Annotated in this window: 24 protein-coding genes; 14 read left to right on the top strand and 10 right to left on the bottom strand. The window is 68.9% G+C overall.

The annotated features are described in order from the left end of the window. Window positions 1–81: 81 nt before the first annotated feature. Entirely contained in the window at window positions 82–537 is a 456-nt protein-coding gene (locus tag LI334_RS08415; protein ID WP_227260100.1) for an MBL fold metallo-hydrolase, read from the top strand. On the opposite strand, the gene LI334_RS08420 is transcribed toward LI334_RS08415, so the two are convergent. From LI334_RS08420 to LI334_RS08460, 9 genes are all read right to left on the bottom strand, one after another. Continuing rightward, window positions 519–2,180, bottom strand: a complete 1,662-nt coding sequence (locus tag LI334_RS08420) for a long-chain fatty acid--CoA ligase (RefSeq protein ID WP_227260101.1) — start codon at window positions 2,178–2,180, stop codon at window positions 519–521. The genes LI334_RS08415 and LI334_RS08420 overlap by 19 nt on opposite strands. Next, the gene (locus LI334_RS08425; protein WP_227260103.1) at window positions 2,181–2,912 is read right to left on the bottom strand and encodes an ABC transporter ATP-binding protein; all 732 of its coding nucleotides are present in this window, start codon (window positions 2,910–2,912) and stop codon (window positions 2,181–2,183) included. Continuing rightward, window positions 2,909–3,676 carry an ABC transporter ATP-binding protein gene (locus tag LI334_RS08430; RefSeq protein WP_227260105.1) on the bottom strand — a complete coding sequence of 256 codons (768 nt, stop codon included), beginning with the start codon at window positions 3,674–3,676 and terminating at the stop codon, window positions 2,909–2,911. Before LI334_RS08430 ends, LI334_RS08425 begins: the two co-directional genes overlap by 4 nt. Beyond that, the gene (locus tag LI334_RS08435; protein ID WP_227260107.1) at window positions 3,673–4,701 is read right to left on the bottom strand and encodes a branched-chain amino acid ABC transporter permease; all 1,029 of its coding nucleotides are present in this window, start codon (window positions 4,699–4,701) and stop codon (window positions 3,673–3,675) included. The genes LI334_RS08430 and LI334_RS08435 overlap by 4 nt, the downstream gene beginning before the upstream one ends. Continuing rightward, entirely contained in the window at window positions 4,698–5,564 is an 867-nt protein-coding gene (locus LI334_RS08440; RefSeq protein WP_227260109.1) for a branched-chain amino acid ABC transporter permease, read from the bottom strand. The genes LI334_RS08435 and LI334_RS08440 overlap by 4 nt, the downstream gene beginning before the upstream one ends. 6 nt (window positions 5,565–5,570) lie before the next feature. Next, window positions 5,571–6,893 carry an ABC transporter substrate-binding protein gene (locus LI334_RS08445; protein ID WP_227260111.1) on the bottom strand — a complete coding sequence of 441 codons (1,323 nt, stop codon included), beginning with the start codon at window positions 6,891–6,893 and terminating at the stop codon, window positions 5,571–5,573. Window positions 6,894–7,040: 147 nt separating this feature from the next. Continuing rightward, entirely contained in the window at window positions 7,041–7,799 is a 759-nt protein-coding gene (locus tag LI334_RS08450) for an SDR family NAD(P)-dependent oxidoreductase (RefSeq protein ID WP_227260113.1), read from the bottom strand. Between the two features lie 30 nt (window positions 7,800–7,829). Beyond that, window positions 7,830–9,089, bottom strand: a complete 1,260-nt coding sequence (gene kynU, locus LI334_RS08455) for a kynureninase (protein WP_227260114.1) — start codon at window positions 9,087–9,089, stop codon at window positions 7,830–7,832. 36 nt (window positions 9,090–9,125) lie between these two features. Next, a complete protein-coding gene (locus LI334_RS08460) occupies window positions 9,126–10,553 on the bottom strand; it encodes an APC family permease (RefSeq protein ID WP_227260115.1) in 1,428 nt (475 codons plus the stop codon). 236 nt (window positions 10,554–10,789) lie between these two features. Here LI334_RS08460 and LI334_RS08465 point away from each other — a divergent pair, with 236 nt between their 5' ends. The 10 genes from LI334_RS08465 to LI334_RS08510 all read left to right on the top strand — a co-directional run bounded on the left by LI334_RS08465 (window position 10,790) and on the right by LI334_RS08510 (window position 19,944). Beyond that, on the top strand, window positions 10,790–11,377 hold the full coding sequence (locus LI334_RS08465) for a methyltransferase family protein (RefSeq protein WP_227260117.1): 588 nt from the start codon (window positions 10,790–10,792) through the stop codon (window positions 11,375–11,377). 70 nt (window positions 11,378–11,447) lie between these two features. After that, window positions 11,448–12,305, top strand: a complete 858-nt coding sequence (locus LI334_RS08470; protein ID WP_343750120.1) for an alpha/beta hydrolase — start codon at window positions 11,448–11,450, stop codon at window positions 12,303–12,305. Between the two features lie 62 nt (window positions 12,306–12,367). Then, the gene (locus LI334_RS08475) at window positions 12,368–13,537 is read left to right on the top strand and encodes a thiolase domain-containing protein (RefSeq protein ID WP_227260119.1); all 1,170 of its coding nucleotides are present in this window, start codon (window positions 12,368–12,370) and stop codon (window positions 13,535–13,537) included. Then, window positions 13,534–14,475: a hypothetical protein gene (locus LI334_RS08480; protein WP_227260121.1), complete on the top strand. Its 942-nt coding sequence runs from the start codon at window positions 13,534–13,536 to the stop codon at window positions 14,473–14,475. Before LI334_RS08475 ends, LI334_RS08480 begins: the two co-directional genes overlap by 4 nt. Then, entirely contained in the window at window positions 14,475–14,891 is a 417-nt protein-coding gene (locus tag LI334_RS08485) for a Zn-ribbon domain-containing OB-fold protein (protein ID WP_227260123.1), read from the top strand. The genes LI334_RS08480 and LI334_RS08485 overlap by 1 nt, the downstream gene beginning before the upstream one ends. A 108-nt stretch (window positions 14,892–14,999) precedes the next feature. After that, window positions 15,000–16,310 (top strand): hydroxyacid-oxoacid transhydrogenase, encoded by a 1,311-nt coding sequence (locus tag LI334_RS08490; protein WP_227260125.1) that lies wholly within the window; start codon window positions 15,000–15,002, stop codon window positions 16,308–16,310. Window positions 16,311–16,385: 75 nt separating this feature from the next. Then, on the top strand, window positions 16,386–17,345 hold the full coding sequence (locus tag LI334_RS08495) for a hypothetical protein (RefSeq protein ID WP_227260126.1): 960 nt from the start codon (window positions 16,386–16,388) through the stop codon (window positions 17,343–17,345). Then, window positions 17,345–17,758, top strand: a complete 414-nt coding sequence (locus tag LI334_RS08500) for a Zn-ribbon domain-containing OB-fold protein (RefSeq protein WP_227260128.1) — start codon at window positions 17,345–17,347, stop codon at window positions 17,756–17,758. The genes LI334_RS08495 and LI334_RS08500 overlap by 1 nt, the downstream gene beginning before the upstream one ends. Beyond that, entirely contained in the window at window positions 17,755–18,921 is a 1,167-nt protein-coding gene (locus LI334_RS08505) for a thiolase domain-containing protein (protein WP_227260130.1), read from the top strand. The genes LI334_RS08500 and LI334_RS08505 overlap by 4 nt, the downstream gene beginning before the upstream one ends. 42 nt (window positions 18,922–18,963) lie before the next feature. Beyond that, the gene (locus tag LI334_RS08510; RefSeq protein ID WP_227260132.1) at window positions 18,964–19,944 is read left to right on the top strand and encodes an LLM class flavin-dependent oxidoreductase; all 981 of its coding nucleotides are present in this window, start codon (window positions 18,964–18,966) and stop codon (window positions 19,942–19,944) included. Here LI334_RS08510 and LI334_RS08515 read toward each other — a convergent pair. After that, entirely contained in the window at window positions 19,939–21,105 is a 1,167-nt protein-coding gene (locus tag LI334_RS08515; RefSeq protein WP_227260134.1) for an alpha-hydroxy-acid oxidizing protein, read from the bottom strand. The genes LI334_RS08510 and LI334_RS08515 overlap by 6 nt on opposite strands. Before the next feature lie 132 nt (window positions 21,106–21,237). Between LI334_RS08515 and LI334_RS08520 the strand changes: the two genes are divergently transcribed. The 3 genes from LI334_RS08520 (at window position 21,238) to LI334_RS08530 (ending at window position 24,963) form a co-directional block, all read left to right on the top strand. After that, window positions 21,238–22,791: a long-chain-fatty-acid--CoA ligase gene (locus tag LI334_RS08520; RefSeq protein WP_227260136.1), complete on the top strand. Its 1,554-nt coding sequence runs from the start codon at window positions 21,238–21,240 to the stop codon at window positions 22,789–22,791. Window positions 22,792–22,975: 184 nt separating this feature from the next. Continuing rightward, window positions 22,976–24,121: an acyl-CoA dehydrogenase family protein gene (locus LI334_RS08525; RefSeq protein WP_227260138.1), complete on the top strand. Its 1,146-nt coding sequence runs from the start codon at window positions 22,976–22,978 to the stop codon at window positions 24,119–24,121. After that, window positions 24,118–24,963 carry an alpha/beta fold hydrolase gene (locus LI334_RS08530; protein WP_343750119.1) on the top strand — a complete coding sequence of 282 codons (846 nt, stop codon included), beginning with the start codon at window positions 24,118–24,120 and terminating at the stop codon, window positions 24,961–24,963. Before LI334_RS08525 ends, LI334_RS08530 begins: the two co-directional genes overlap by 4 nt. Window positions 24,964–24,965 lie beyond the last annotated feature (2 nt).

Genomic DNA, 24,965 nt, shown 5'->3' on the forward strand with positions numbered 1-24,965 from the left:
GCCACCCGTATCGGCGTTCGCGTTCCGGTACTCGCCGCGGCGGCGAATGGCTTTACCCAGGGGGCGCGCGACACCCCGGGTATGGTCACGGAACTCGCGGACGGCGTGTACGACCTCGAACTACCGCTGGAGACCGACGACGGGACGCGCGTGTTCCACGCCGTCGCCATCGAGGCCGACCACGGCGTCGTGCTCGTGGACGCCGGCCTCCCGAACCAGGCCGCCGACGTGCGCGCCGCGCTCGACGACATCGGCCACGCGGTCGCGGACGTGTCTCTCCTCGTGTTCACGCACCAGGACGGCGACCACGTCGGCGCGGCCGCCGACCTCCTGCTCGCCGGCGACGCGCTCATCGGCGGCGAAGACGGTGTCGAGGGGCCGAACGAGCGCGTGACGCCCGACCTCGAACGAGCGTACGAGTCGGTAACTCACCTCGCGGAGTACGAATACGACCGCGTGCTCTGCTATCACGGCGGACTCGTGGACGCGACGGAAGAAGACGTGGCGGCGCTCGACCCCTATTCGCCCGGCGTGTAGGGGAGGTCGGGGTCGTCGAAGCGGTCTCTGAGAACCTTCTTGTCGAACTTCCCGGTGGCGGTCTTCGGCACCTCGTCCACGAACACCACGTCGTCGGGAAGCCACCAGGACGGGAACTCGGAGTCGAGGAACGCCCGGAGTTCCTCCACGCCGATGTCGCTCCCGTTCCGGCGGACGACGCACGCGAGCGGTCGTTCCTGCCAGGTCTCGTGAGGGACGCTGATGACCGCGGCCTCCACCACGTCCTCGTGCGACATCAACTGGTTCTCCAGTTCGATGCTCGAAATCCACTCGCCGCCGGACTTGATGACGTCCTTCGCGCGGTCGACGATTTCGAGGTAGCCGTCCTCGTCCACCACCACGATGTCACCCGTCTTCAGCCACCTTTCGGAAGACCCGTCTTCCGTACTCCCGGTCGCGGCGCTCCCGGGAACGTCCTGGAAGTCTTCCTCGTTGGCCTCGGGGCGGTTGTAGTACTCGTCGACGACGGTCGGGCCGCGCACGAGCAGTTCGCCTGGGGTCTGGCCGTCCCAGGGGACTTCCTCGCCGTCGTCGTTCACGACCTTCATCTCCAACCCGGGCGACAGGAGGCCCTGCGTGGCGCGGAGGTCGTACTCCTCGCTCTGCGACACGTCCATCGTGGACTTCGGGCGGCTGACCGAGCCGATGCTCATCGTCTCCGTCATCCCCCACGCGTGCTCGATGGCCACGTCGTACTCCTCCTCGTAGCGCTCCATCACGCCCTTCGGCGCGGCGCTCCCGCCGACGACGATGCGCTCCAGGCTACTGAGGTCGCCGCCGTGGTCGTCGAGGTAGTCGAGGACGTTTATCCACACCGTCGGAACGCCCGCGGTGAGCGTCACGCCCTCGTCCTCGATGAGGCTCACGAGGTCGGCGGGGTCGGGCGACGGCCCCGGGTACACCTGCCGTGCGCCCGCCATCGTGACCGCGTACGGGAACTCCCAGGAGTTCACGTGGAACATCGGCACGACCGGCATCACCACGTCGTCCTCCGCGATGTCGAGCGCGGCGGGCGTCATCGTCATCATCGCGTGCGAGTAAATCATCTTCTGCGTGTACTCGACGCCCTTCGGTTTGCCCGTCGTGCCCGACGTGTAACACATGCCCGCCGGCTGGTCTTCCGGCACGTCCGGCCACGACTCCACGGGGTCGGCGTCCGCGACGAGCGACTCGTACGCGTGCACGTTCGCCAGGTCGGTCTCCGGAACCTCGTCGTCCATCACGACGATGTGCCGCACCGACTCGAACGAGTCGTGGAGACGTTCGACCGCCTCGAACGCGTCCGGGTCCACCAGGAGCACGTCGTCGGCCGCGTCGGTGACGATGTGTTCGAGGTGGTCGTCGTGCAGGAGGAGGTTCACCGTGTGGAGTTGCGCGCCGAGCAGGGGGGCGGCGTAGTACGCCTCGAAGTGCCGGTGGTGGTTCCAGCCGAGCGTCCCCACTCGGTCGCCCTGCTCGACGCCGAGTTCCGTGAGCGCGCCGGCGAGACCGCGGACGCGGTCGCCGAACTCGCCGTACGTGTACTCGAACCGGCCGTCGTGCGTCCGGGAGACGATGCGCTTCTCGGGGAAGAGCCGTGTCGCCCGCCAGAAGAACGGGCGGAGCGTGAGTTCCGTACTCATCTATTCGAGTTCACCGCTGGAGACTGAGAGGTAGTCTTCGAGGAGGTCTTCGCGTTCCTCTATCTCCTCGATGTCGCCGTCGAACACGATTTCGCCCTTGTCGATGATGTAGCCGCGTTCCGCGAGGTCGAACGCGAACTGGACGTTCTGTTCGGTCAGGAGCACGGTGACGTTCTGCTCTACGACGTCGCGGAGAACCTCGCGCAGGTCGTCCACGATGACGGGCGCGAGACCCTCCGTCGGTTCGTCGAGGAGGAGCACGTCCGGGTCCTGGACGAGCGCGCGGGCGACGGACAGCATCTGCTGTTCGCCCCCGCTGAGGTTCTGGCCGTTGCTCGACTTCAGCTCCGCGAGCACCGGGAAGATGTCGTACATCTCGTCCACCGTGCGGTCGCTCTCGGGCGCGAGGCGCTTCGCGAGCGAGAGGTTCTCCTGCACGCTGAGCGTCGGGAACACGCGCCGGTCTTCCGGCACGAGTTTGATGCCGAGGTCGGAGATGTCGTCTACGTCCATCCCGCTTATCTGCTGGCCGCGGTACGTCACGGTTCCCTCCCGGGGCGGGACGACGCCGACGATACTCCGCATCGTCGTGGTCTTCCCCGCGCCGTTCCGCCCGAGGAGCGTCACCACTTCCCCCTCGTCGAGGTCGAGGTCGACCCCGTGGAGGATGTGGCTGTTCCCGTAGTAGGCGTGCACGCCCTCGACGGTGAGCACGCGGTCGCCCTCGGTCATTGGCGCTCACCCAGGTAGGCCGTGGTCACGTCCTCGTTCGCCATCACTTCGTCCGGCGTGCCGTTCGCGATGAGTTCGCCCCGGTGCAGGACGAGGATGCGGTCGCTGATTTCGAGAACCATGTCGATGTCGTGTTCCGTGAGGACGAACGTTGTGTCCGTCGTCTCGTCGAGTTCCTTGATGAGTTCGACCATCTCCTCGGACTCCGATGGGTTCATGCCCGCGGTCGGTTCGTCGAGGAGGACGACGGCGGGGTCGGTCGCGAGCGAGAGCGCTATCTCGACCTTCCGCTTGTCGCCGTGACTGAGGTTCGCGGCCTCCGTCTCGGCCACGTCGGTGAGACCCGTGAGTTCGAGGACGTCCTCCGCGGACTCGCGGAGCGCGGCGTCGTCGTGGTAGCGCGAGAGGAGTTCGGTCGAGCGGTCGGTCGTGCTGACGCGCGCGACCCGGAGGTTGTCCAGGACGGACAACCCCTCGAAGTTATTGTTTATCTGGTACGCGCGGGAGAGCCCGCGGCGCGCGATGTCGTGCGGCGGGAGGCCGGTGACGTTCTCCAGGTCGCCGCTCCGCCCCCGGAGGAACACCTCGCCCGCCGTCGGGTCGAGGCGACCGGAGAGGAGGTTGTAGAACGTCGTCTTCCCCGCGCCGTTCGGCCCGATGATGGACGTGACCTCCTCGGAGTCGATTTCGACGCTCACGTCGTCCACCGCGCAGAGCGCGCCGAACTCGCGGCGCAACGCCTCCGTCTTGAGAACGGTCGTCACGCCGACTCACCTCCGTTCCCGCGAACGCGGTCAACGACCCACGTGAGCAGGCCGGAGACGCCGCGCGGCGCGAACACGACGATGACGAGGATGAGCGTCCCGAACACGAGCTGCCAGTGTGCTTCCAGCAGCGGGAACTGCGTGATGCCCCACCGGATGTACCGGTAGAACAGCGCACCGACCGTGGGGCCGATGAACGAGTACGGCCCGCCGAACACGGTCATGATGACGGGTTCGGCGCTGATGGTCCAGTGGAGGCTCGCGCCCGGCGACAGCGAACTGTGCAGGGGCGCGACGAGCACGCCCGCGATACCCGTGAACACGGCCGAGAGCACGAACGCCGCCCACTGATGCCGGCGCACGTCGATACCGAGGCCGGACGCGCGCTCCGAGTTCTCCCGGATAGCCTCCGAGACGAGGCCGAACGGCGAGTTCGCCACCCGCCAGAGGATGTACATCGAGGGCGCGACGACGAGCAGGATGACGAAGTAGTACGTCACCCGGTCGTAGAGCGAGAGTTGGAACCCGAACAGGTTCGCCGTCTGGAGCAGGACGAGGATGCCGTCGCTGCCGTTCGTGACGCCGAAGTAGTTCTGGTTCACGAGCGTGTACAGCGCCATGCTGAACGACAGCGTCAGCATCGCGAAGTAAATCTCCTCCAGGCGCACGCTCAGGTAGCCGACCGGAACCGCGATAGCCGTCGCGACGACGACGCCGAGCACCGCCGCGATAACGAACGCGAGGAGCGGCGTCGCGCCGCCGAACGGGAGCATCGGCGCGACGTCCCGGAGGAAGATGCCGAGCGCGTACCCGGCACCCCCGAAGAACATCGCGTGCCCGAACGACAGCAGGCCCGTGTAGCCGTAGAGGAGGTTGAACCCGGTCGCGAACAGCGCGAGTACGAGCACCTCCGAGAGGACGTACGTCTGGAACGTGGGGAGGACGAAGGGAGCGACGACGAGCACGGCGAGCGTGACGAGCGCGGTGCGTCGCGCCGGCAGGCCGAGAATCGTCTCGCCGCTCACTGTCCTTCACCCCCGAACAGTCCTTCCGGTCTGAAGATGAGTACGAGAATCATTGCGAGGAACGGGAGGAGTTGGCCGACGCCCGTCGCGACGAGGACGCCGAAGCTCTGCAGGAGTCCGATGAACATCGCGCCGACGAACGCCCCCGTGAACGACCCGAGGCCGCCGATGACGACGATGACGAACGCGTTGATGATGACCTGGTCGCCGAGCGCGGGCGTGAACGCCTGCATCGGTGCGGCGAGCGCGCCCCCGATACCGGCGAGGAAACTCCCGACGAAGAACACGCCCGTGTAGAGCCGGGGGACGTTCACGCCGAGCAGTGCGGCCATGTCGCGGTCGCTGGACGTGGCGCGCACCAGCCGTCCGAGGTAGGTGCGCTGGATGGCGTACCAGAACACGCCCATCGCGGCGAACCCGACGACGATGACGAACAGCCGGTACGCGGGGTAGCTGGTGCCGAGGAACTGGACGTTCGACGCGAGCAGTTCCGGCGTCGCCATCGTCTGGTTCCCCGACCCCCAGACGGTCCGCGTGAGGTCGGTGATGATGAGCACCAGCGCGAACGTGAGGATGAGCTGGTCGAGTTCGTCGCGGTCGTACACGCGCCGAATCAACCCCATCTCGATTATCGCGCCGAGCAGGCCGACGGCGAGTCCGGCGGCGACCAGCCCCACCCAGAAGCTCCCGGTGACGTTCTGCACGACCGTCAGGGAGACGTACGCGCCGATCATGTAGAGCGCGCCGTGCGCGAAGTTCAGCACGCCGAGCACGCCGAAGATGAGACTCAGGCCGATGGCGACGAGGAAGTAGCGACTCCCCAGGCTCAAGCCCGTGAGTATTTCTTGGATCGGTAGTGCCATGCTGGATTAGACACCAGCAGGCAGGTCGGTTCCTTCGAGGAGCGAACGCAGCTCGTCCGCCGGCGCGTCGATGCGCTCGACGGGGTCGAGGAGCGTGATGCCGCGTTCCTCGGAGTAACTCGTCGTCCCCCAGACCGCGGGCAACACCGCCTGATTGCTCTGACTGTTGATGGTGAACTCGCCGACGGGGGCGTTGTACTGCATGCCGTCCCACTGGTCGATGATGTCGTCGGCGTTCGTACTGCCCGCGCCCTCGATGGCGTTCTTGTAGAGGTAGAGCGCCGTGTACGCGTTCTGCGCGTTGTACGAGGGGTAGCGGCCGTCGTTGCGGTCGCGGAAGTTCTCGACGAACGTGTTGTTCGCCTCCGTGTCCGGCGCGTCGAACCAGTACCGCGTCCCGGCCTGCAGGCCGTCCGGCATGTTGTTCCCCATCGGGCGGAGGACGTCCGTCGCCGCGCCGACCGTCATGAGGACGTTGTCGATGCGTTCGAAGAAGTTCGAGTTCTTCGCCTGGTTGATGAACGTAATGAGGTCGCCGCCCCAGAGGCTCGTGATGACGCCGTCCGGATCCGCGTTCAACACCTTGTTAATGTACGGCGTGAAGTCGCTCGCGCCGAGTTCGGGGTAGGCGGTCGCGTCGTCGAGGTACTCGTACCCGAGGTCCATCCCCTGCGTGAACGCCTTGAAGTAGTCCCACGTCTGGGTTCCGAAGGCGTAGTTCGGGCCGATGGTCGTCCACGTCGTCGCGTCCGTGTCGCTCGCGGTGACGGCGGAGCCGTAGACGTTCTGCGCGAGGTTCACGCCGTCCCGGAACACGTAGTCGTTCCCGACGGCGTTCTCGCCCTCGGTCGCGGTGGCGAACGGCGTCGCCGCGTGCGTTATCATGAACGGCGTCTGGAGTTGTTCGATGACGGGCGCGACGGAGAGCGCGACCCCGCTGGAGTCGAGTCCGAGGAGGCCGTCCACGTTCTCCTCCTGGACGAGCGAGCGCGCGGCCTCCACGCCGGTCGGGCCGTCGCCCTCGCTGTCCCGGTAGACGATTTCACCGATTTCGCTACCGTCGATGCCGCCGTTCTCGTTTATCTCCTCGCGCGCCATCTCATAGCCGAGCTGGGCCGATTCGCCGTAGACGGCCGCGAACCCGGAGAGCAGGTGGATAGCGCCGAACGTCAGGGTGTCGTCGCCGCCGCCGCCCATGCAGCCCGCGAACCCTGTGAGTCCCGCGGCTCCCGCGACCCCGCTGGCCTTCAGGAAGTCCCGGCGGTCGAACTCTGCGAAGCGACGGTCGTCCGCCGCGCGATACGTGTCTTCGTGGGAGTCGTTAACCATTGGTAATCCGCACCCGATAGCACGTAGAACCCGCATGAACAATAAGTATGTTGCTGGTTGCCACGGGAGAGCCAACCGCGTCGGGCGGTCTCGTGCAACACTTGCCTCCGCCGCGAGCGGCGTGCGTCGGCGTCTGCGCGCCTCCCGTTAGCGCGCCGTCCACCCGCCGTCCACGGTGAGGACTTCGCCCGTGACGTACGCGGCCGCGTCGCTGGCGAGGAACACCGCCGGCCCGCCGATTTCCGCGGGTTCCGCGAACCGGCCGAGCGGCGTGCGGCGCTCGATGGACTCCCGGAGGCGTTCGTTCTCCTCCAGGTCCTCCGTGAGGTCGGTGCTGACGTACCCCGGCGCGAGCGCGTTCACGCGCACGTCGGGCGCCCAGTCGAGCGCCATCGACTTCGTCAACCCGACGAGGCCGTGCTTCGACCCGACGTAGGGGTGCTGGCGCGGCAGTCCCACCAGCCCGCCGACGCTCGCGACGTTCACCAGCGACCCGCCCGCGTCCTGGAGGTGCTCGGCGGCGTGCTTCGCGCAGAGGAACGCGCCGCGGAGGTTCACGTCCGTCACGAAGTCGAAGTCGTCGGTGGCCACGTCCTCGGGCGGGCCGAGCGCGCCGTCGGGGTTGACGCCCGCGTTGTTCACCACCACGTCCACGCTCCCGAGTTCGTCGGCGGTGTCGGAGAACAGCCGCTGAACCGCCGCCTCGTCGGTCACGTCCGTCGGAACCGCGAGCGACTCGACGCCGTACTCCCGCATCGCGTCCGCGGCGTCCTGCACGTCGTCGTGGCTCCGCGAGGTCGGCACCACGTCAGCGCCCGCGTCCGCGAACGATTCCGCGATGGCGCGACCGATGCCGCGCGTGCCACCTGTGACGACTACCGTCTTCCCGGAGAGGTCGAACTCCATACCGGGCCTCGTCGGGGGAGGGACTTAGCCCTAGGTGACGCTCCCGTCGAGCGAGTGCTCACGATACGCTTCGGTCTCGGCCACGTCCCGCAGTTCCTCGATTACGTCGTACACGTCCTCGAAGCGCGTGTAGAGCGGGCTCGGGCAGACGCGGAAGACGTTCGGCGGGCGGAAGTCACCGACCACGCCCCGGTCTTTCATCGCTTCCGTGATGCGGGCGGCTTCGGGGTGTTCGATGGCGACGTGGCCGCCGCGGCGGTTGGGGTCGCGGGGCGACCCCACCGAGAAGTCGTCGCCGAGGCGGTCGTCCACGAGACTGACGAGGTAGTCGGTGAGCGCCACGGATTTCTCGCGGATGGCGTCGATGCCGGCGTCGGTGACCACATCGAGACTGCCGTCGAGCGGCGCGGCGGCGAAGACGGGCACGGTGCCGGTTTGCCACGCGCCCGCCGTGTTCGCGTGCGTGTAGGTGTCTCGCATCTCGAACTGGGTGTCCTTCTCGTGGCCCCACCACCCGGCGAGCGCGGGCGTGCGCTCGTGGTGGCGCTCGTGGACGTAGAGACCGGCGATTGAACCGGGGCCGGCGTTCAGGTACTTGTAGCTGCACCAGACGGCGAAATCGACGCCGAGCGAGTGGAGGTCGTGCGGGACGACGCCGACGGAGTGCGCGAGGTCGAACCCGACGTACGCGCCGTGGGCGTGCGCGGCGTCGGTCACGCGTTTGAGGTCGAGGAGCTGGCCGCTCCGGTAGAGCACCGACGGCAGGAAGACCACGTCCACGTCGTCGGTGAGGGCGGCTTCCACGTCCGCCGCGTCGATGGTTCGGCCGTCCCGGCTCTCCACGACGACGGTGTGGTCGTCGGGGTCGAACCCGCGATTTCTGAGTTGGGCGCGGACGGCGTACGTGTCCGTGGGGAAGTTGAGTTCGTCCACGAGCACGAGCGGGTCGTCCAGGCCGTTGAGGAGCGTTCCGAGGAGCGTGTGGATGTTGACGGTGGTGCTGTTCGCGGCGACGACCTCGTGCTCGCGCGCGCCGACGAGCGGCGCGAGCCGGCTCCCCAGATACTCGCCGTACCGGAACCAGGGCGGGTCGCCGTCCGTCCACCCGCGGATGCCGAGGTCGCGCCACTCCTCGACGACGCGGTCGAGCGCGGCCTCGGCGTCGGTCGAGAGGGGGCCGAGGGAGTTGCCGTCCACGTAGTAGTCGTCGGGCACGCTGAAGCGCTCGCGGTACGCGGCGAGGGGGTCGGCCGCGTCGCGCTCGCGGGCGGCGTCCCGTGTCGTGTCCATACGCGACGTGAGAACCGGGGTGGCCGTAGGCCTTCCTCACTCCTCGTCGAGGAAGCCGACGGGGAGCCGGTCGGGAAGTTCGTCCGCGCGCCGGGCGCGGTAGCCGGCGTAAAGAAGGAGGCCAACGAGCAGCCAGGCGGCGAGGAGGAGGACGTTGTTCGCGAGGAGCGCGTCGCCGACGCGGCCGGCGGCGAGCAAGTCGAGCGCGTCCGCGATGGAGCCGAAGGAGAGCGTCTGCCACGCGAACACGGCCATCGCGGCGGCGCTGAACAGGCCGACGGCGGCGAGGACGGCGGGCGAGAGCTGGAGGTTACTGCGTTCGTAGAGGCCGGGATTGACGTGCGGGAGCGCGACGGCGGAGAGGGAGTGCGCGAGGTACATCAGGACGAGCGCGCCGAGCGAGACGTTCAGCGCGTAGCTGAACGTGGACGTGGCGACGAGCGCGACCGAAATCGCCCACGTGATGGTGAGGCCCACGTCGGGCGTGCCGAACCGGTCGTTGACGTGCGTGAGGGCGTCCGGGATGAGTTCGTCGCGGCCGAGGCTGTAGAGGATGCGGGAGGGCGCGACGTACCCCGAGTTCGCGGTGGTGGCGTACGCGAGGATGCTCCCGACGGCGACGATACCGGCGGTGCCGACGGGGAAGTAGGTCGCGGCGGCGTCCGTGAGCGGCGTGCCGGAGGCGGCGACGTCCTGCCAGGGGAGGACGCCGATGACGACGACGCTCACGAGGAGGTAGATAGCGCCGACGCCGAGCACGCTCCCCGTGAACACCTTCGGGAGCGTCTCGCGGGGGTTCTCCGTCTCGCCCGCGGTCTGCGCGAGCGACTCGAAGCCGATGTAGGAGAAGAAGATGGCGCTCGTGCCCGCGATGAAGGGCGCGACGAACCCGCTCCCGAACTTCTCCGCGGGGAACAGCGGGCTGAAGTTCCCGGGGTCGACGTGGAGCAATCCGGGGAGGCCGAGCAGGAGGAGGATGGCGACGAGGAGGCCGGTCATCGCGGCCTGCGTGCGGCCGAACACGTCCACGCCGACCAGGTGAATCAGGTAGAACGCGGTGAGGAAGACGATAGCCCACTCGGTCGCGCCGAGGAAGTCGAAGACGGGCCAGTACCCCATCGCGTTCCCGAACCCGGTGGCGAAGACGGCTTGCGCGCCGATGAACGCCACCGTCTTCAGCCAGATGAAGACGTAGCCGACGAGCGTGGAGTTCCACGTCCTGGAGATGTGCATGTACGCGCCGCCCGGGTGGTCGCCGAGCGGGCCGCTCATGTAGACGGAGTAGACGACTGCGGTCGCGAGGACGACGGGGACGCCGACGAGGAAGCCGAGCGGCACCGCCGGCCCCATGATGGCGGCGGCTTCGCCGGTGACGACGAAGATACCGGCTCCGATCATGGTGCCGACGATGACGGCGATGCTGTGTATCGACGTCAGGTTCCGTTCGAGGTCTCTCTCGGTCATCACCCACCGGTATCGGTCGGCGACGTTTAGCGATGTGGAATTCCGGTCGCCGGACAACGATTATGGCGACCGACCACCAAGGACGGGTATGAACGCGAAACGCGCCCTCTCAGTCGTCGCCGTCCTGTTCGTCGCCGCCGCGCTCGTCCACTACGTCCTGTTCGGACGCCTGCCGTTCGGGAAGCCCCAGTTGCTGGAGGAGTGACTTTTTCACGGCGGGCGGAGACGCCACGGACGTGACTGTCGTTGGACTGACGCCGCCGCACGTGTACGTGCTCGCCGCGGTGTACGCGGCCTGGACGCTTCCCGAGGTCGTGGACGACGCGCGCGGGAGCGACGACGGCCCCGACCTGGACGCGAACTCGCGGGTCGTGCTGTCGGTCGCGGTCGGAGCGGGGTTCGCGGTCGCGTTCTGGGCCGCGTTCCGCGCGCCGGCGTGGGCGACGTTCGGCGGTCTCGCACTGCCCGCGTTCTGGGCGGGCGTGCTCGCGACGCTCGCGGGGGTCGCCCTGCGCTGGTACAGCATCCGCGCGCTCGGCGACGCCTTCGACCGGTCGGTGACCGTGACCGACGACCAGACCGTCGTGGCGCGCGGGCCGTACGCCGTCGTCCGCCACCCCGCCTACACCGGCGGATTCCTCGCCATCCTCGGGGTCAGCCTCTCGCTCGGCACGTGGCCGGGCGTCCTCGCCGTCGCCGCGGGCGTCAGCGCGGGATACGCGTACCGCATCCGCGTGGAGGAGCGCGCGCTCCGCCGCGAACTCGACGGCTACGACGACTACTGCGAGCGCGTCCCCTACCGCCTCGTCCCGGGAGTCTATTAGGCGGGGCCGCGTCGGGTCGGCCGTGACGCTGGACGACGAGTTGGCGGCCGAAATCCGCGAGATAGCGGCGATGGGCGTTCCGCCGTGGCACGCGATGAGCGTCGCGTCCGCGCGCCGCGTGGAGGACGACGTGTTCGGCGGCACGTCGAGAACCGTCGCGTTCGTGCGCGACCTCGCAATCCCGGGGCCGCGCGGCGAGATACCCCTGCGCGTCTACCGGGACACGGACGACCCGGCGGGGACGCTCGTGTTCTACCACGGCGGCGGATGGACGCTCGGAACACTGGAGTCCGCGGGCGACCTCTGCCGGGAGCTCGCCGCGCGCACCGACCGCGTCGTCGTGTCCGTTGACTACCGGCTCGCGCCCGAACATCCGTTCCCGGAGGGATTGGACGACGCGTACGCCGCCCTGGAGTGGGCGAGCGAGCACGCCGGAGCGTTCGGCGGCGCGGACGACGTCGCGGTCGCCGGGACGAGCGCAGGCGGGAACCTCGCGGCCGCCGTCGCGCTCCGCGCCCGCGACCACGACGGCCCCGCCATCTCCCATCAGGCGCTCTGCTACCCCATCACGAACCACGCGTTCGACACCGACTCCTACCGGGAGAACGCGGACGGCCCCCTCCTCACCCGGGCGGACATGGAGTGGTTCTGGGAGCAGTACGCGCGGAGTCCGGTGGACGCCGCGAACCCGTACGCGAGCGTGCTCCGCGCCCCCGACCACGCCACCCTCCCCGACGCGACGGTGGTGACGGCGGGCCACGACCCGCTCCGGGACGAGGGGCGAGCGTACGCGGACGCCCTCGACGACGCGGGAACGCCGGTCGAACACCACCACTACCCGTCGATGGCGCACGGTTTCCTCAGCCTCACCGACAGCGTGGCTGTCGCGGACGACGCGATGGCGGCGGTCGCGGCGCGGTTGCGGTAGACCGCCCCCGTCGTTGGCCGCATGAGGAACCGTTTTGAATCAGCCCCGGGAAACGCGACCGTATGAACGAGGTGTACGTCGTGGGCGCGGGCCAGACCGATTACGGGTCGTTCCCGCGCGAGTCGTATCGCTCCCTGTTCAAGGAGGCCGTGGACACGGCCGTCGCGTCCGTGGACGCGGAGTTCGACCGCGAGTCGGTGGACGAGGCGTACGTCGGCACGCTCGGTGTCGGCGGCCGCCAACTCGGCCTGCCCGGCCCCGCTGTCACGGAGTTCGCGGGATTGAACGGCACGGCGACGACGCGCGTCGAGAACGCGTGCGCGGCGAGCGGCGTCGCGCTCCGACAGGCCGTGCTCGCCGTACGCGCGGGCGTCGCGGACGTGGCGCTCGCCGGCGGGTTCGAGGTGATGAACGACGTGAGTAGCGAGCGCACCGGCGAGTGGCTCGGCGTCTCCGGCGAGACGGAGTGGGAACGCATGGCCGGCACGACGTTCTCCGGCGTGTACGCGCAGATGGCGGACGCGCACATGGCCGAACACGGAACGACGCGCGAACACCTCTCCCGGGTCGCGGTGAAGAACCACGCGAACGGCGCGAAGAACCCGCACGCCCAGCTGGGGTTCGAGACGAACCTGGAGGACGCGATGAACGCGCCCGCCGTCGCCGACCCCCTGAACCTGTTCGACTGCTGTCCGACCTCGGACGGCGCGAGCGCGGTGTTGGTGGCGTCCCGGGACGCCGCGGAGGAACTCACCGACAACCCGATTCGCATCGCGGGCGCGGGCCAGTCGAGCGGCCGCGTCGGACTGTTCCAGCGGCCGAGCCTCACCGAGATTCCGGCGACCCAGCGCGCCGCCGAACAGGCCTACGACGAGGCCGACATCGGCCCCGAGGACGTGGAGTTCGCGGAGGTACACGACTGCTTCAGCATCGCGGAACTCCTCGCGTACGAAGACCTCGGGTTCTGCGAGCGCGGCGAAGCCGGGCCGTACGTCGCGTCCGGCGCGACCGAACCCGACGGCGAGCGCCCCGTGAACCTCTCCGGCGGCCTGAAGTCGAAGGGCCACCCCATCGGCGCGACCGGCGGCGGGCAGGTGGTGGAAGTGTTCAAGCAACTCCGCGGCGAGGCCGGCGACCGCCAGGTCTCGGGGCTCTCCCGCGGCCTGACGCACAACGTCGGGGGGAGCGGTGGCGCTGTCGCGGTGCACGTCTTCGAGGAGGGATGGGCGTGAACGCGCTCGACTCCCTCGGGGTGTACACGCCCCGGGCGCGCATCAGCGCGGACGAACTGGACGCGGCGCTCGCGTCCGTCCACGCGCGCGGCGTCGACACGAAGGCCGTCGCGGCCGCGGACGAGGATTCGGTGACGATGGCGACCGCCGCCGCGCGGGACGCCATCCACGCCAGCACGTACGACCGCGACGAACTCGGACTCGTCGCGTTCGCCACCACGACACCGCCGCTCGCGGAGGGCGACGTGGCGGGCACGCTCGCGGAACTGCTCGGCCTCCCCCGGGACGCGGCGGCGGTCGCGCACACGCAGAGTCCGCGGGACGGCGTGGGAGCGCTCCGGGACGCGCTCGACGCGGACGGCCCGGCGCTCGCCGTCGCGGCCGACAGCCCGTTCGGCGACCCCGGCGAGGGAATCGACCACGCGGCGGGCGCGGGCGCGGTGGCGTTCGTCGCCGGCCCCGACGGCGACGTGACCGTCGAGGGGACGGCCTCGTACACGGAGGAGTTCCCGGGGACGCGCTACCGGCCGCGGGGGTCGCGGGACGTGGAGACGTACGGCGCGACCGAGTACGAGCGCGACGCATACCGCACGAGCGTCGCACAAGCAGTCGCGGGACTCGACGGGACGCCGGACGCGCTCGCGCCGACCGCGCCCGACGGCGGCCTCCCCTACCGGGGTGCGCGCGCCGTCGAGGGCGACGCGGCGGTGTACGAGCGCGCGCACGACCTCGGCGACACGGGCGCGGCCAGCGCCCTGTTCGGCCTGCTCGCCGCGTGGGACGACGGCGAGACCGACGTGGCCGTCGTCGGGTACGGGAACGGCGCGGACGCCGTCCACCTCGACGGCCGACTCGACGTCCAGGACGAACGCGACACCGTGAGTATCGACTACCCGCAGTACGCTCGCAAGCGCGGCCACATCGGGGGTGACGCCTGATGGGGGCGTACGTCAGCCTCCCGACGTGGTGGCGGAGCAACGATTCCCGGTACCGCCTCGTGCTCGGGAAGTGCCCGGAGTGCGGCGCGCACAACTTCCCCGCGGAGGGCGTCTGCGCGTCCTGTAACGCGGACGCCGACTTCGAGGAAGTCGAACCCGAGGGCACCGGAACCGTGCAGGCCGTGACCGTCATCTCCGGCGGCGCGCCGCCCGAGTTCGACGAGTACCAGACCCGGGAGGGCGCGTTCGCCACCGGTATCATCGAACTGGCGGAGGGCGCGCGGCTCCCCGGGATGTTCTGCGACTGCGACCCGAGCGAGATCTCGCGCGGCGACCGCGTCGAGGCCGTGGTGCGTCGGCTGTACGAACAGGAGGGCGTGCCGCGGTACGGCGTGAAGTTCCGGCCGGTCGAGTAACCCCCAAGCCTTCTTATCCGCGTCCGTACAGGATAGCGGTATGCGAACACGACCCGCACTCGGTCGGGAGCGACCAGCGAACGACGGCGGCGAGCGGGGTGACGTGCGGTGAGTTACGAGCGTTCGGTGTCCGCGAGCCCGCACGAACTCGTCTCGGAGAGCGTCTGGCACGTCCAGCTCCCCGAACTCCGGTTCGGCCGGGGGAGCGTGCGCGAACTCGGCTTCCAGCTCGCCGACCTCGGCGTCCCCGCGGACGCGCACGGCCTGCTCGTCACGGACGGCACGCTCGCCGACCTCGGGCACGCGGGCCGCGTGACCGACCACCTCGAAGACGACGGGTTCTCCGTGGACGTGTACGACGACTGCCCGCGCGAACCCGCGGTGTCCGACGTGGACGACTGCATCGAGTTCGTGCGCGAGGCCGGCGACGGCGGCTACGACTTCTACGTCGGGCTCGGCGGCGGGAGTTGCATGGACGTGGCGAAGGCGACGCGCGCCGTCGTCGCGAACGGCGGCGAGGTACTGGACTACATCGCGGAGCCGACGGGCGAGGGCGAGCGCCTCACGGAGTCGGGCGCGCCGCTCGTCCTGCTGCCGACGACGGCGGGCACGGGGTCGGAGATATCGCCGGTCGCCATCTTCGCCGTCGAGGAGAAGAACATCAAGGAGGGAATTTCGAGCAACCACGTGCGCGCCGACGCGGCCGTGCTCGACCCGACGTTCACGACGACGCTCCCGCCGGAGGAGACGGCGAAAACGGCGATGGACGCGCTCGGGCACGCCATCGAGGGGTACACGACGCACGACTACGACAGCCTGCTGCGACCGGAAGACCCCGCGGACAGGCCGGTGTACGCGGGCCGGTCGCCGTTCACGGAGATGTTCTCCGAGGAGGCCATCCGCCTGCTCTCCGGGAACGTCCGCACCGCCGTCCACAACGGCGACGACCTCGACGCCCGGGAGAACATGCTCCGGGGCGCGCTGTTCGGCGCTATCGCGGGCCTCACCGCGGGCGCGACGCTCTGTCACGCGATGGCGTATCCGGTCGGGAACCGCTACCACACGAACCACGGCGAGACCATCGCGGTGCTCACGCCCGCGAGCACCATCGACTACAACTCCGCGAGCGATCCGGGGCGGTTCGCGGACGTGGCGGAGCTGTTCGGCGTCGATACCACCGGAATGACCGACAGGGCGGCCGCGGACGCGCTCAAAGAACAGTACGTTCAGTTACAGCAGGATTTGAACGTCCTGCCGAGCGGCCTGCACGAGCTCGCGGGCGTCACCGAGGACGACCTGGACTGGCTCGCGGAGCAGACCGTGAGCACCCAGAAACGCCTCCTCAGGACGAACCCGCGGCCCGTCACCGTGGACGACGTGCGCGAGGTGTTCGCGGACGCGCTCCACAATTGGGAGTAGTACAGTAGAAACCGAAACCCCGACTCGATTGAACATCGGTATTTATTGTGCGCGAATCTGTGGGTATCGTTAGATATGGTTGCGATACGGGGATACGGCTCCTACGTGCCGCTCTACCGGATCGAGCGGTCGGCCATCGCTGAACAGTACGGCGAGCGCGCGGGCGGCGGGGAGACCGCCGTGCCGGCGCACGACGAGAACGTGACGACGCTGGGCGTGCAGGCGGCGAAGAACGCGCTCTCGCACGCCGGCATCGAGTCGCCGGACGCGGTGTACGCCGCGACGACGAGCGACGACTTCGACGAGCGCGGCGTCGCCCCGCACGTCGCGCACGCGGTCGGCGCGGGCGAGGACGCGCGCGTCTCCGACTTCCAGGGGAGCGCGCGGGCGGCGACGAACGCCGTGCTCGCCGCGCGGGACGCCGTCGAGGCCGGACGCGCCGACACCGCGCTCGTGGTCGCGAGCGACGTGCTCACCGCCGACGCGGGCACGAGCGCGGAACGCACCGCCGGCGCGGGCGCGGGCGCGCTCGTCCTCGGCGCGGGCGACGGCGTCGCGGCACTCCGGGAGTCGGCGGTCGCCACGACGGGGTTCGTCGGGCGGTTCGCGCCGGCGGGCGAGACCCCCGAGACGGGCGATGGGCGATTCAATCGCGCGAACTACCTGGACGCCGTCACGACCGCCGTCGGAGGGCTGGACGGCGAGTTCGACCGCGCGGCGTTCCCCGCGCCGGACGGCCGCTGGGGGTCGAAGGCCGCGGGCGCGCTCGACCTCGACGCCGCCCTCGACTCGACGTTCGACGCGGTCGGGTTCGCGGGCGCGGGCGGCGTCCTCCTCGACCTCGCCGCGAGCCTCGACGCCGCGGAGGCCGACGAAACCGTGCTCCTCGCGGGCTACGGCCCCGGCGGCTGTGACGCGCTCAGCATCGAACGCACGACCGACGGAACACCCGAGATGACGACAGACGACTACATCGAGAGCAAGGAGTACGTACCGTACGGCAAACACCGCGGATTCCGCGGGGGTGTCGCCTGATGTACGAACCCCCGTTCACCCGCGACCGGGACGCGAACGAACGCCTCGCCGCCCGCGAGTGCGACGCCTGCGGCTGGGTGAGCTTCCCCGAACATCGCGAGATATGCAAGCGCTGCGGGAGCGTGGGCGAGTGGACGGACACCGAACTCGAAGAGCGCGGCACCGTCCAGTCCTACGTCGTCCAACAGCGCCTTCCCGACGAGTTCGAGACGCCGCTCCCGCTCGCCATCATGGACGTTCCCCAAACGTCGGGCGGTGACCCCGCCCGCGTCTACGGCCTGTTCACCGAAACCGACCCCGAGCACATCGACATCGGGATGGAGGCCGAAGCCGACTTCCGCCGCATCTTCGACGTGGACGGCCTGCCAATCCACTCATTCAAGTTCAAGCGCCCGCGGGGTGACCGGCTATGAGGGATGTGGCAGTGGTCGGCGCGGGCATGATAGACTTCGGAGAGCTGTTCGAGCAGTCGTTCGACGACATGGCCGAGCGGGCGTACCTGAACGCGCTGGACGACGTGGACAAAGGTATCGATAGCGAGGACATCGACGCGGCGTGGTTCGGGACGCTCGACATCGCGGAGAACGCCTCCTCCGGGCTGGGTCTCAGCCACCCGACGGGGTTGTTCGAGATGCCGGTGACGCGCGTGGAGAACGCGTGCGCGACCGGGAGCACGGCGTTCCGGTCGGCGGTCGAGGCGGTGCGCGCCGGGTCGGCGGACGTGGCGCTCGTGCTGGGCGCGGAGAAGATGCGGGACTCCGCTGGCGGCCTCATCGAGGGCGCGTCCCTCGAACAGGTGTGGCGCGGCCGCGGCGTCACGATGCCCGCCTTTTTCGGCCTGCGCGCCACCCGCCACATGGAGGAGTACGGCACCACGCGCGAACAGGTCGCCGAGGTGTCCGTGAAGAACCACGAGAACGGTTCGAAGTATCCGCACGCGCACTACCGGTTCACGTGCAGCGTCGAGGACGTGGTGGACAGCCCGCAGGTCACGTATCCGTTGAACCTCTACGACTGCTGTCCCGTGACGGACGGCGCGGCGGCGACGGTCATCGTGAGCGAGGACGTGGTCGAGGAGTACACGGACGACCCGGTCTGGGTCGCCGGGAGCGGCCTCGCCACCGACACCGTCCAGCGCGGGGCGGACGAGTCGCTCGCGGGGTTCCCCGCGACCCAGCAGGCCGCCGAGCAGGCGTACGAGGAGGCGGACATCACGGCGGACGACATCGACGTGGCGGAAGTCCACGACTGCTTCACCATCACCGAACTCGTCACCTACGAAGACCTCGGGTTCTGCGAGAAGGGCGAGGGCGGCGCGTTCGTCGAGTCCGGGAAACCCCACCTGGACGGCGAGAAGCCCGTGAACCCGTCGGGCGGCCTGCTCGCGAAGGGCCACCCTATCGGCGCGACGGGCGTCGCGCAGGTGAACGAAATCTACGAGCAACTCCGCGGCGAGGCGGGCGCGGTGCAGGTGGAGAACGACCCCGAGTACGGCCTCCAGCACAACATCGGCATCGGTCGGGACGCTACTGGTAGTGTGTCCTGCATCAACGTCCTCTCCAAAGACCGGCCCTGACCCGCCGATAGTTCTTTTCCGCGTCGCCGCCGCACTGCCGGTATGTCGAGCGAACTGACGGCGAGCGTGCAACTCGCGGGCGACGACCCCGTGGGGTTCGCGGAGCGCGCCGACGACCTCGGGTATCGGGGCGTGTGGACGGGCGAACTCTGGGGGACGGACGCGTTCGTCACGCTCGCGCGCATCGCCGAGCGCACGGACATCGATGTGGGTACGAGCATCGTGAACGCGTACTCGCGGAGTCCGGCGGCGCTCGCGGGCGCGGCGGCGAACATCAGTGAAGCCACGAACGGACAGGTCACGCTCGGCGTCGGCACGAGCACCGAGAAGGCCGTGGAGGACTTGCACGGAACCGAGTTCGAGAATCCGCCGCGTCGCCTGCACGAGACGATAGCACTCGCGCGCCGGTTCCTCGAAACCGACGAGAGAGTATCGTACGACGGAGAGCTGTTCTCGGTGGCGGACTTCCCGGGATTGGACGCGGACGTGCCGGTGTACGCGGCGGCGCTCGGGCCGGCGACCCGGCGCGCGACGGGCCGCGTCGCGGACGGCTGGCTCCCGCACAACATTCCGTTCGAGCGCCTCGAACCCGCGTTCGAGCTGGTGGCGCGAACCGCGCGGGAGGCGGGCCGCGACCCCGACGACATCGACGTGGTGCCGTACGTGCCCGCGGCGGTGAGCGCGGACGGGGAGGAGGCGTACGACGCGCTCAGAGGCCACCTCGCGTACTACGTCGGGAGCGCGGACGGCTACAAGAACGCGGTCGCCCAGGCGTTCCCCGACGAGGCGGAGGCAGTCGCGGACGCGTGGCGCTCCGGTGACCGCGCGGCGGCCCGCGAACGGGTGAGCGACGAGATGGTGGACGCGCTCGGCGTCGCCGGAACCCCTGAGGGGGCGCGGGAGCGACTACGCGAGGTTGCGGCGCTCCCGGTGGTGGACGAGCCGCTGGTGGTGACGCCGTCGAACGCGAGCGTCGAACTGGCGATGGAGACGGTGGCGGCGCTCGCGCCCGCGAACCTATGAGTCCGCGAAGATGGAGCGGTCGAGGTCGGCGGGACTCGTGTTCCCGGTGAGCGCGAGCGTGAGGTCGAGGTCGGCGAGGAAGTTGTTCACGACCTCCCGCACGCCCTCGGCACCGTCGAGCGCGAGGCCGTACGCGTAGGGGCGGCCGAGCAGGACGGCGTCCGCGCCGAGCGCGAGCGCGACGATGGCGTCCGCGCCCCGGCGGATACCCGAGTCGAACAACACGTCCACGTCGTCGCCGACGGCGTCCGCGACCGCGGGGAGGGCGTCGAGCGCGGCGACGGCGTTGTCCACCTGGCGGCCGCCGTGGTTCGACACGACGATTCCGTCGGCTCCTTTCTCGACGGCGCGGCGGGCGTCGGCGGGGTGGAGGATGCCCTTGAGGACTATCGGGAGGTCGGTCTGGTCGGTGAGCCAGTCGAGGTCGTCCCAGGTGAGCGTGGCGTCCCCGAAGACGGCGAGGAACTCGCTCAGCGCGGCGTCCATGTTCTCCTCGGGCGGCTGGGAGAGCAGGTCGCGGAACGCGGGGTCGCTCGTGTAGTTCGCGACGCCCTCGCCGTCGAGGAACGGGAGGTAGCCCTGGGAGACGTCGCGTTCGCGCCACCCCATCATCGGCGTGTCGAGCGTCACGACGAGCGCCTCGTATCCCGCGTTTTCGGCGCGTTCGACGAAGCTCGCGGCGACGTCGCGGTCGCTCGACCAGTAGAGCTGAAACCACTTCCGGGTGTCCCCGAGTTCGTCGGAGACGTCTTCGAGCGTCTCGGAGGACGCGGAGCTGAGGCACATCGGGACGTCGGTGTCGGCGGCGGCTTCCGCGGTGGCGAGTTCGGCGTTCTCGTGGATGATGGACTGCACGCCGATGGGTGCGAGGACGACGGGCGCGGGGAGCGTCTGTCCGAGCACTTCGACGGAGAGGTCGCGTTCGGACACGTCGCGGAGCATCCGGGGGACGATGCGGTGGTCGCGAAACGCCCGCCGGTTCTCGGAGACGGTGTCCTCGCTGCCCGCGCCGCCCTTCACGTACGCGTACGCCTCGTCGCTCATCGCGTCGAGCGCCTCGCGTTCGAGTTCCTCGAAGTTCGGCGGGATGTCGGGCGTCTCGCCCATCAGCATTCCCTGTCCGTACACCGCCTGCTGTCGGCTGTCGCCGGGGTTCTCCATATCCCGAGATTCCGACTGGTGTGTGTTAACTGTTCGCTCGATTCGCGTCCGAGTGAACGATACTAACGTAAACTCGACGGTCGATGAACAACGTTCACAATACCTAAGGCGGGGACGGCCGTCTCATCGACCATGAATCTCACCGAACACGTCCAGCGCGCGGTGGCCGACCACCCGGAGAACGTCGCCATCCACTACGAGGGTCGCGAACAGACCTACGAGGAGTTCTGGGAGCGCACCGGCCGGTTCGCCGCGGCGCTCGAACGAGAGGGCATCGAACCCGACGACCGCGTCGCCATCTACCTCCCGAACCTCCCGCAGTTCGTCACCGCCTTCCACGGCATCATGCGCGCCGGCGGCATCGTCGTCCCGATGAACCCCCAGTACCGCTCGCGCGAACTCGAACACTTGCTCGGTGACTCGGGCGCGAACGCCGTCGTCACCCTCCCGAGCCTCGTCGAGCACGTCGAGGACGTGCGCGAGGACACCGACGTGGAGTTCGTCGTCACCGTCGGCGCGGAGACCGAACCCTCGACCGAGTTCGAGGACTTCCTCGCCGACGACACGTTCGGCCCCGTCGAGCGCGACGACGATGACGTGGCCTGCCAGCCCTATACCTCGGGGACGACGGGCACGCCGAAGGGCGTCCTCCTGACGCACGAGAACCTCTACTGGGACGCGGACGTGGCCGACGCCCCGATTCCGGACGGTATCCGCGCCGACGACCGCCACCTCGGCGTCCTCCCCCTCTTCCACATCTACGGGATGACGGTGACGATGAACGCGACGCTGTTCAACGGCGGCGCGTACTACCCGATGCCCGAGTGGGAGGCCGAGGAAGCGGTCTCCCTCATCGAGGACGAGGACGTCACGCTCGTCCACGCCGTCCCCGCGATGTACAACGACCTCATCAGTCAGCCGGACGCCGCCGAGTTCGACTTCTCCAGTCTGCGCTTCGTGAACTCCGGCGGGAGCGGCCTCCCGATGGAAGTCCTCGAAACCTGGGACGACCTGTACGACGTGCCGCTCTGCGAGGGGTACGGGCTCACCGAGACGAGCCCCGTCACGCACGCGAACCACCCCGACGACCGCCGGCCCGGTAGCATCGGCAAACCCCTCCCCGGCGTCGACGCCCGCATCGTGGACGACGACTTCGACACCGTCGCGCCCGTCGAGGAAGGTCCCGTGGACGAGGACGAGGCCGCGCTCCACGAGATTACGGGCGAACTCGTCATCGCCGGGCCGAACGTCATGAAGGGCTACTACGAGCGCCCCGAAGCCAACGAAGAAGCGTTCACGGAGGCGGACGGGAAGCGCTGGTTCCACACCGGCGACGTGGGCTACCACGACGAGGACGGGTTCTTCTACGTCGTCGACCGGAAGAAGCACATGATCGTCACCGGCGGCTACAACGTCTACCCGCGCGAAGTCGAGGAACTCCTCTTCGAACACGAGGACGTGGCCGACGCGGCCGTCGTCGGCATCCCGGACGAACGCCGCGGCGAAACCGTGAAAGCGTTCGTCGTCCGGACGCCCGACGCCGACGTGACCGAGGAGGAACTCAAGCAGTTCTGCCTCGACAACCTCGCGCCCTACAAGCACCCGCGGGAGGTCGAGTTCGTGCAGGAACTCCCGCGCACCACCACCGGAAAAGTCCAGAAGTACGAGCTCGCGGGCGAGGAGTAGGTCAGCCCGCAGGGCTGACCGAATACGCGAGCGGCGAACGCCGTGAGCCGCGAGGCGGACGTAGCCCGCAGGGCTGACCGAACAGGCGAGCGGTGAGAGTGTGAGCGACTGCTGAAGTCGTCGGTTGGTTAACGAAAATAGGATTCTTGCAAACTTATTAAACGGTAGAGTCTAATTGTCGCGTATGAGTTTCCAGCTCTCAGACGAGCATCGGGCGATTCGAGAGGCGGTTCGCGAGTTCGGCGAGAACGAGATAGAGCCGGTGGCGCGCGAGCACGACGAGAACAAGTCGTATCCGTACGACCTCGTGGAGAAGGCGGCCGAGTTCGACTTCGTCGCGCCCGGGATTCCCGTCGAGTACGGCGGCGCGGGGATGGACACGCTCTCCAGCATCATCGTCACGGAAGAACTCTGGCGGGCCGACCCCGGTATCGGGAGCGCCATCGGGAGCCGCGGGTTCGGGTCGAACATGATTCGGAAGTACGGCGACGAGTGGATGAAGGAGGAGTGGCTGCCGAAGATCGCGAACGGCGAGTCCGCGTGCTGTTCCTGCATCAGCGAGCCCGCACACGGGTCGAACGTCGCGGGTATCGAGACGGTCGCGGAGAAGGACGGCGACGAGTACGTCATCAACGGGAACAAGATGTGGATCACGAACGGCACGGTCGCGGACATCGCCGTCGTGATGACGAAGACGGACACCGAGGTCGAACCGCAGCGGAAGGGAATCACGGCGTTCCTCGTCCCCACGGACACCGACGGCTTCGAGACGACGAAAATCGACAACAAGCTCGGGATTCGCGCGAGCGACCTCGCGGAAGTCCAGTTGAACGACGTGCGCGTCCCCGAGGAGAACGTCATCGGCGAGGTGAACAAGGGCTTCTACCAGCTGATGGACTTCTTCGCGTCCGGCCGGACGAGCGTCGCGTCCCAGGCCGTCGGCGTCGCGCAGGCCGCCATCGACGAGGCGAAGGCGTACGCGAACGAGCGCGAGCAGGGCGGACAGCTCATCAAGGACTACCAGGCGGTCAGCCACATGATAGCGGAGATGGCGGCGAACACGGAGGCCGCGCGCTCGCTCACCTACCGCGCCGCGGCGGCGGTCGACGCGGGCGACGACCAGGAGGCGACCCGGTTCGCGTCGATGGCGAAACTCACGGCGTCCGAGAACGCGGTTGACGTGGCGGACGACGCGATTCAGGTGCACGGCGGCGCAGGGTTCGTCACCGACCACCCCGTCGAGCGCTACTACCGGGACGCCCGCATCACGAAGATCTACGAGGGCACCTCCGAGATTCAGAAGAACATCATCGCCGGCCAGATACTCTGATGAACCACGAGGAGTATCGCGCGCGACAGGACACCGTCACGGTCGACGTGGACGGCCACGGTGTCGAGGTCGCGTACTACGAGGACGGCCCCAGGGACGGCGAGCCGCTGGTGTTCGTGCACGGCATCCCGACCTGGGGGTTCCTCTGGCGGGAGATAGCGCCCGCGTTCACCGACGAGTATCGAGTCGTCGTCCCCGACCTCGCGGGCTACGGGTCGAGCGAGCAGACGGACGGCTTCGACCGCTCGATTCGCGCGCAAGAGCAGGTGATCGAGGGCCTGGTCGCGGAACTCGACATCGGGACGCCGCTGAACCTCGTCAGCCACGACATCGGCGGCGGCGTCGCCAGCCGGTACGCCGCGCACAACCCGGACGCGGTGTCGACGTTCGTGGTGTCGAACGCGGTGTGTTACGACTCGTGGCCGGTCGAGTTCATCAACGACCTCGGCCTCCCGAGCACGGGAGACCTGCCGTTCGACGAACTGGAGGAAGACCTCGACTTCGCGTTCGCGGGCGGCGTCCACGGCGACGAGTCCGAGCACGCCGAGTTCATCGAGGGCATGAAAGCGCCCTGGATGACCGAGGCGGGCCGGCGGTCGCTCGCGCGGTGTGCGGTCGCGACGAACACGAACCACACCACCGAAATTGACTACGCCGCGATTACGGCGGACACGCTCTGCCTCTGGGGCGGCGACGACATCCTCCAGCCGGTGTCGTACGCGGAACGCCTCGCCGAGGACGTGTCCGGCGAGAGCGAGGTCGTGACGCTCGACGACGCCTACCACTGGGTGATGGAGGACAGACCGAAGGCATATAGGGAGGAACTACGCGCGTTCCTATGAGC

The sequence above is a fragment of the Salarchaeum japonicum genome (genome assembly GCF_020614395.1).
Taxonomy (GTDB): Archaea; Halobacteriota; Halobacteria; order Halobacteriales; family Halobacteriaceae; genus Salarchaeum; species Salarchaeum japonicum.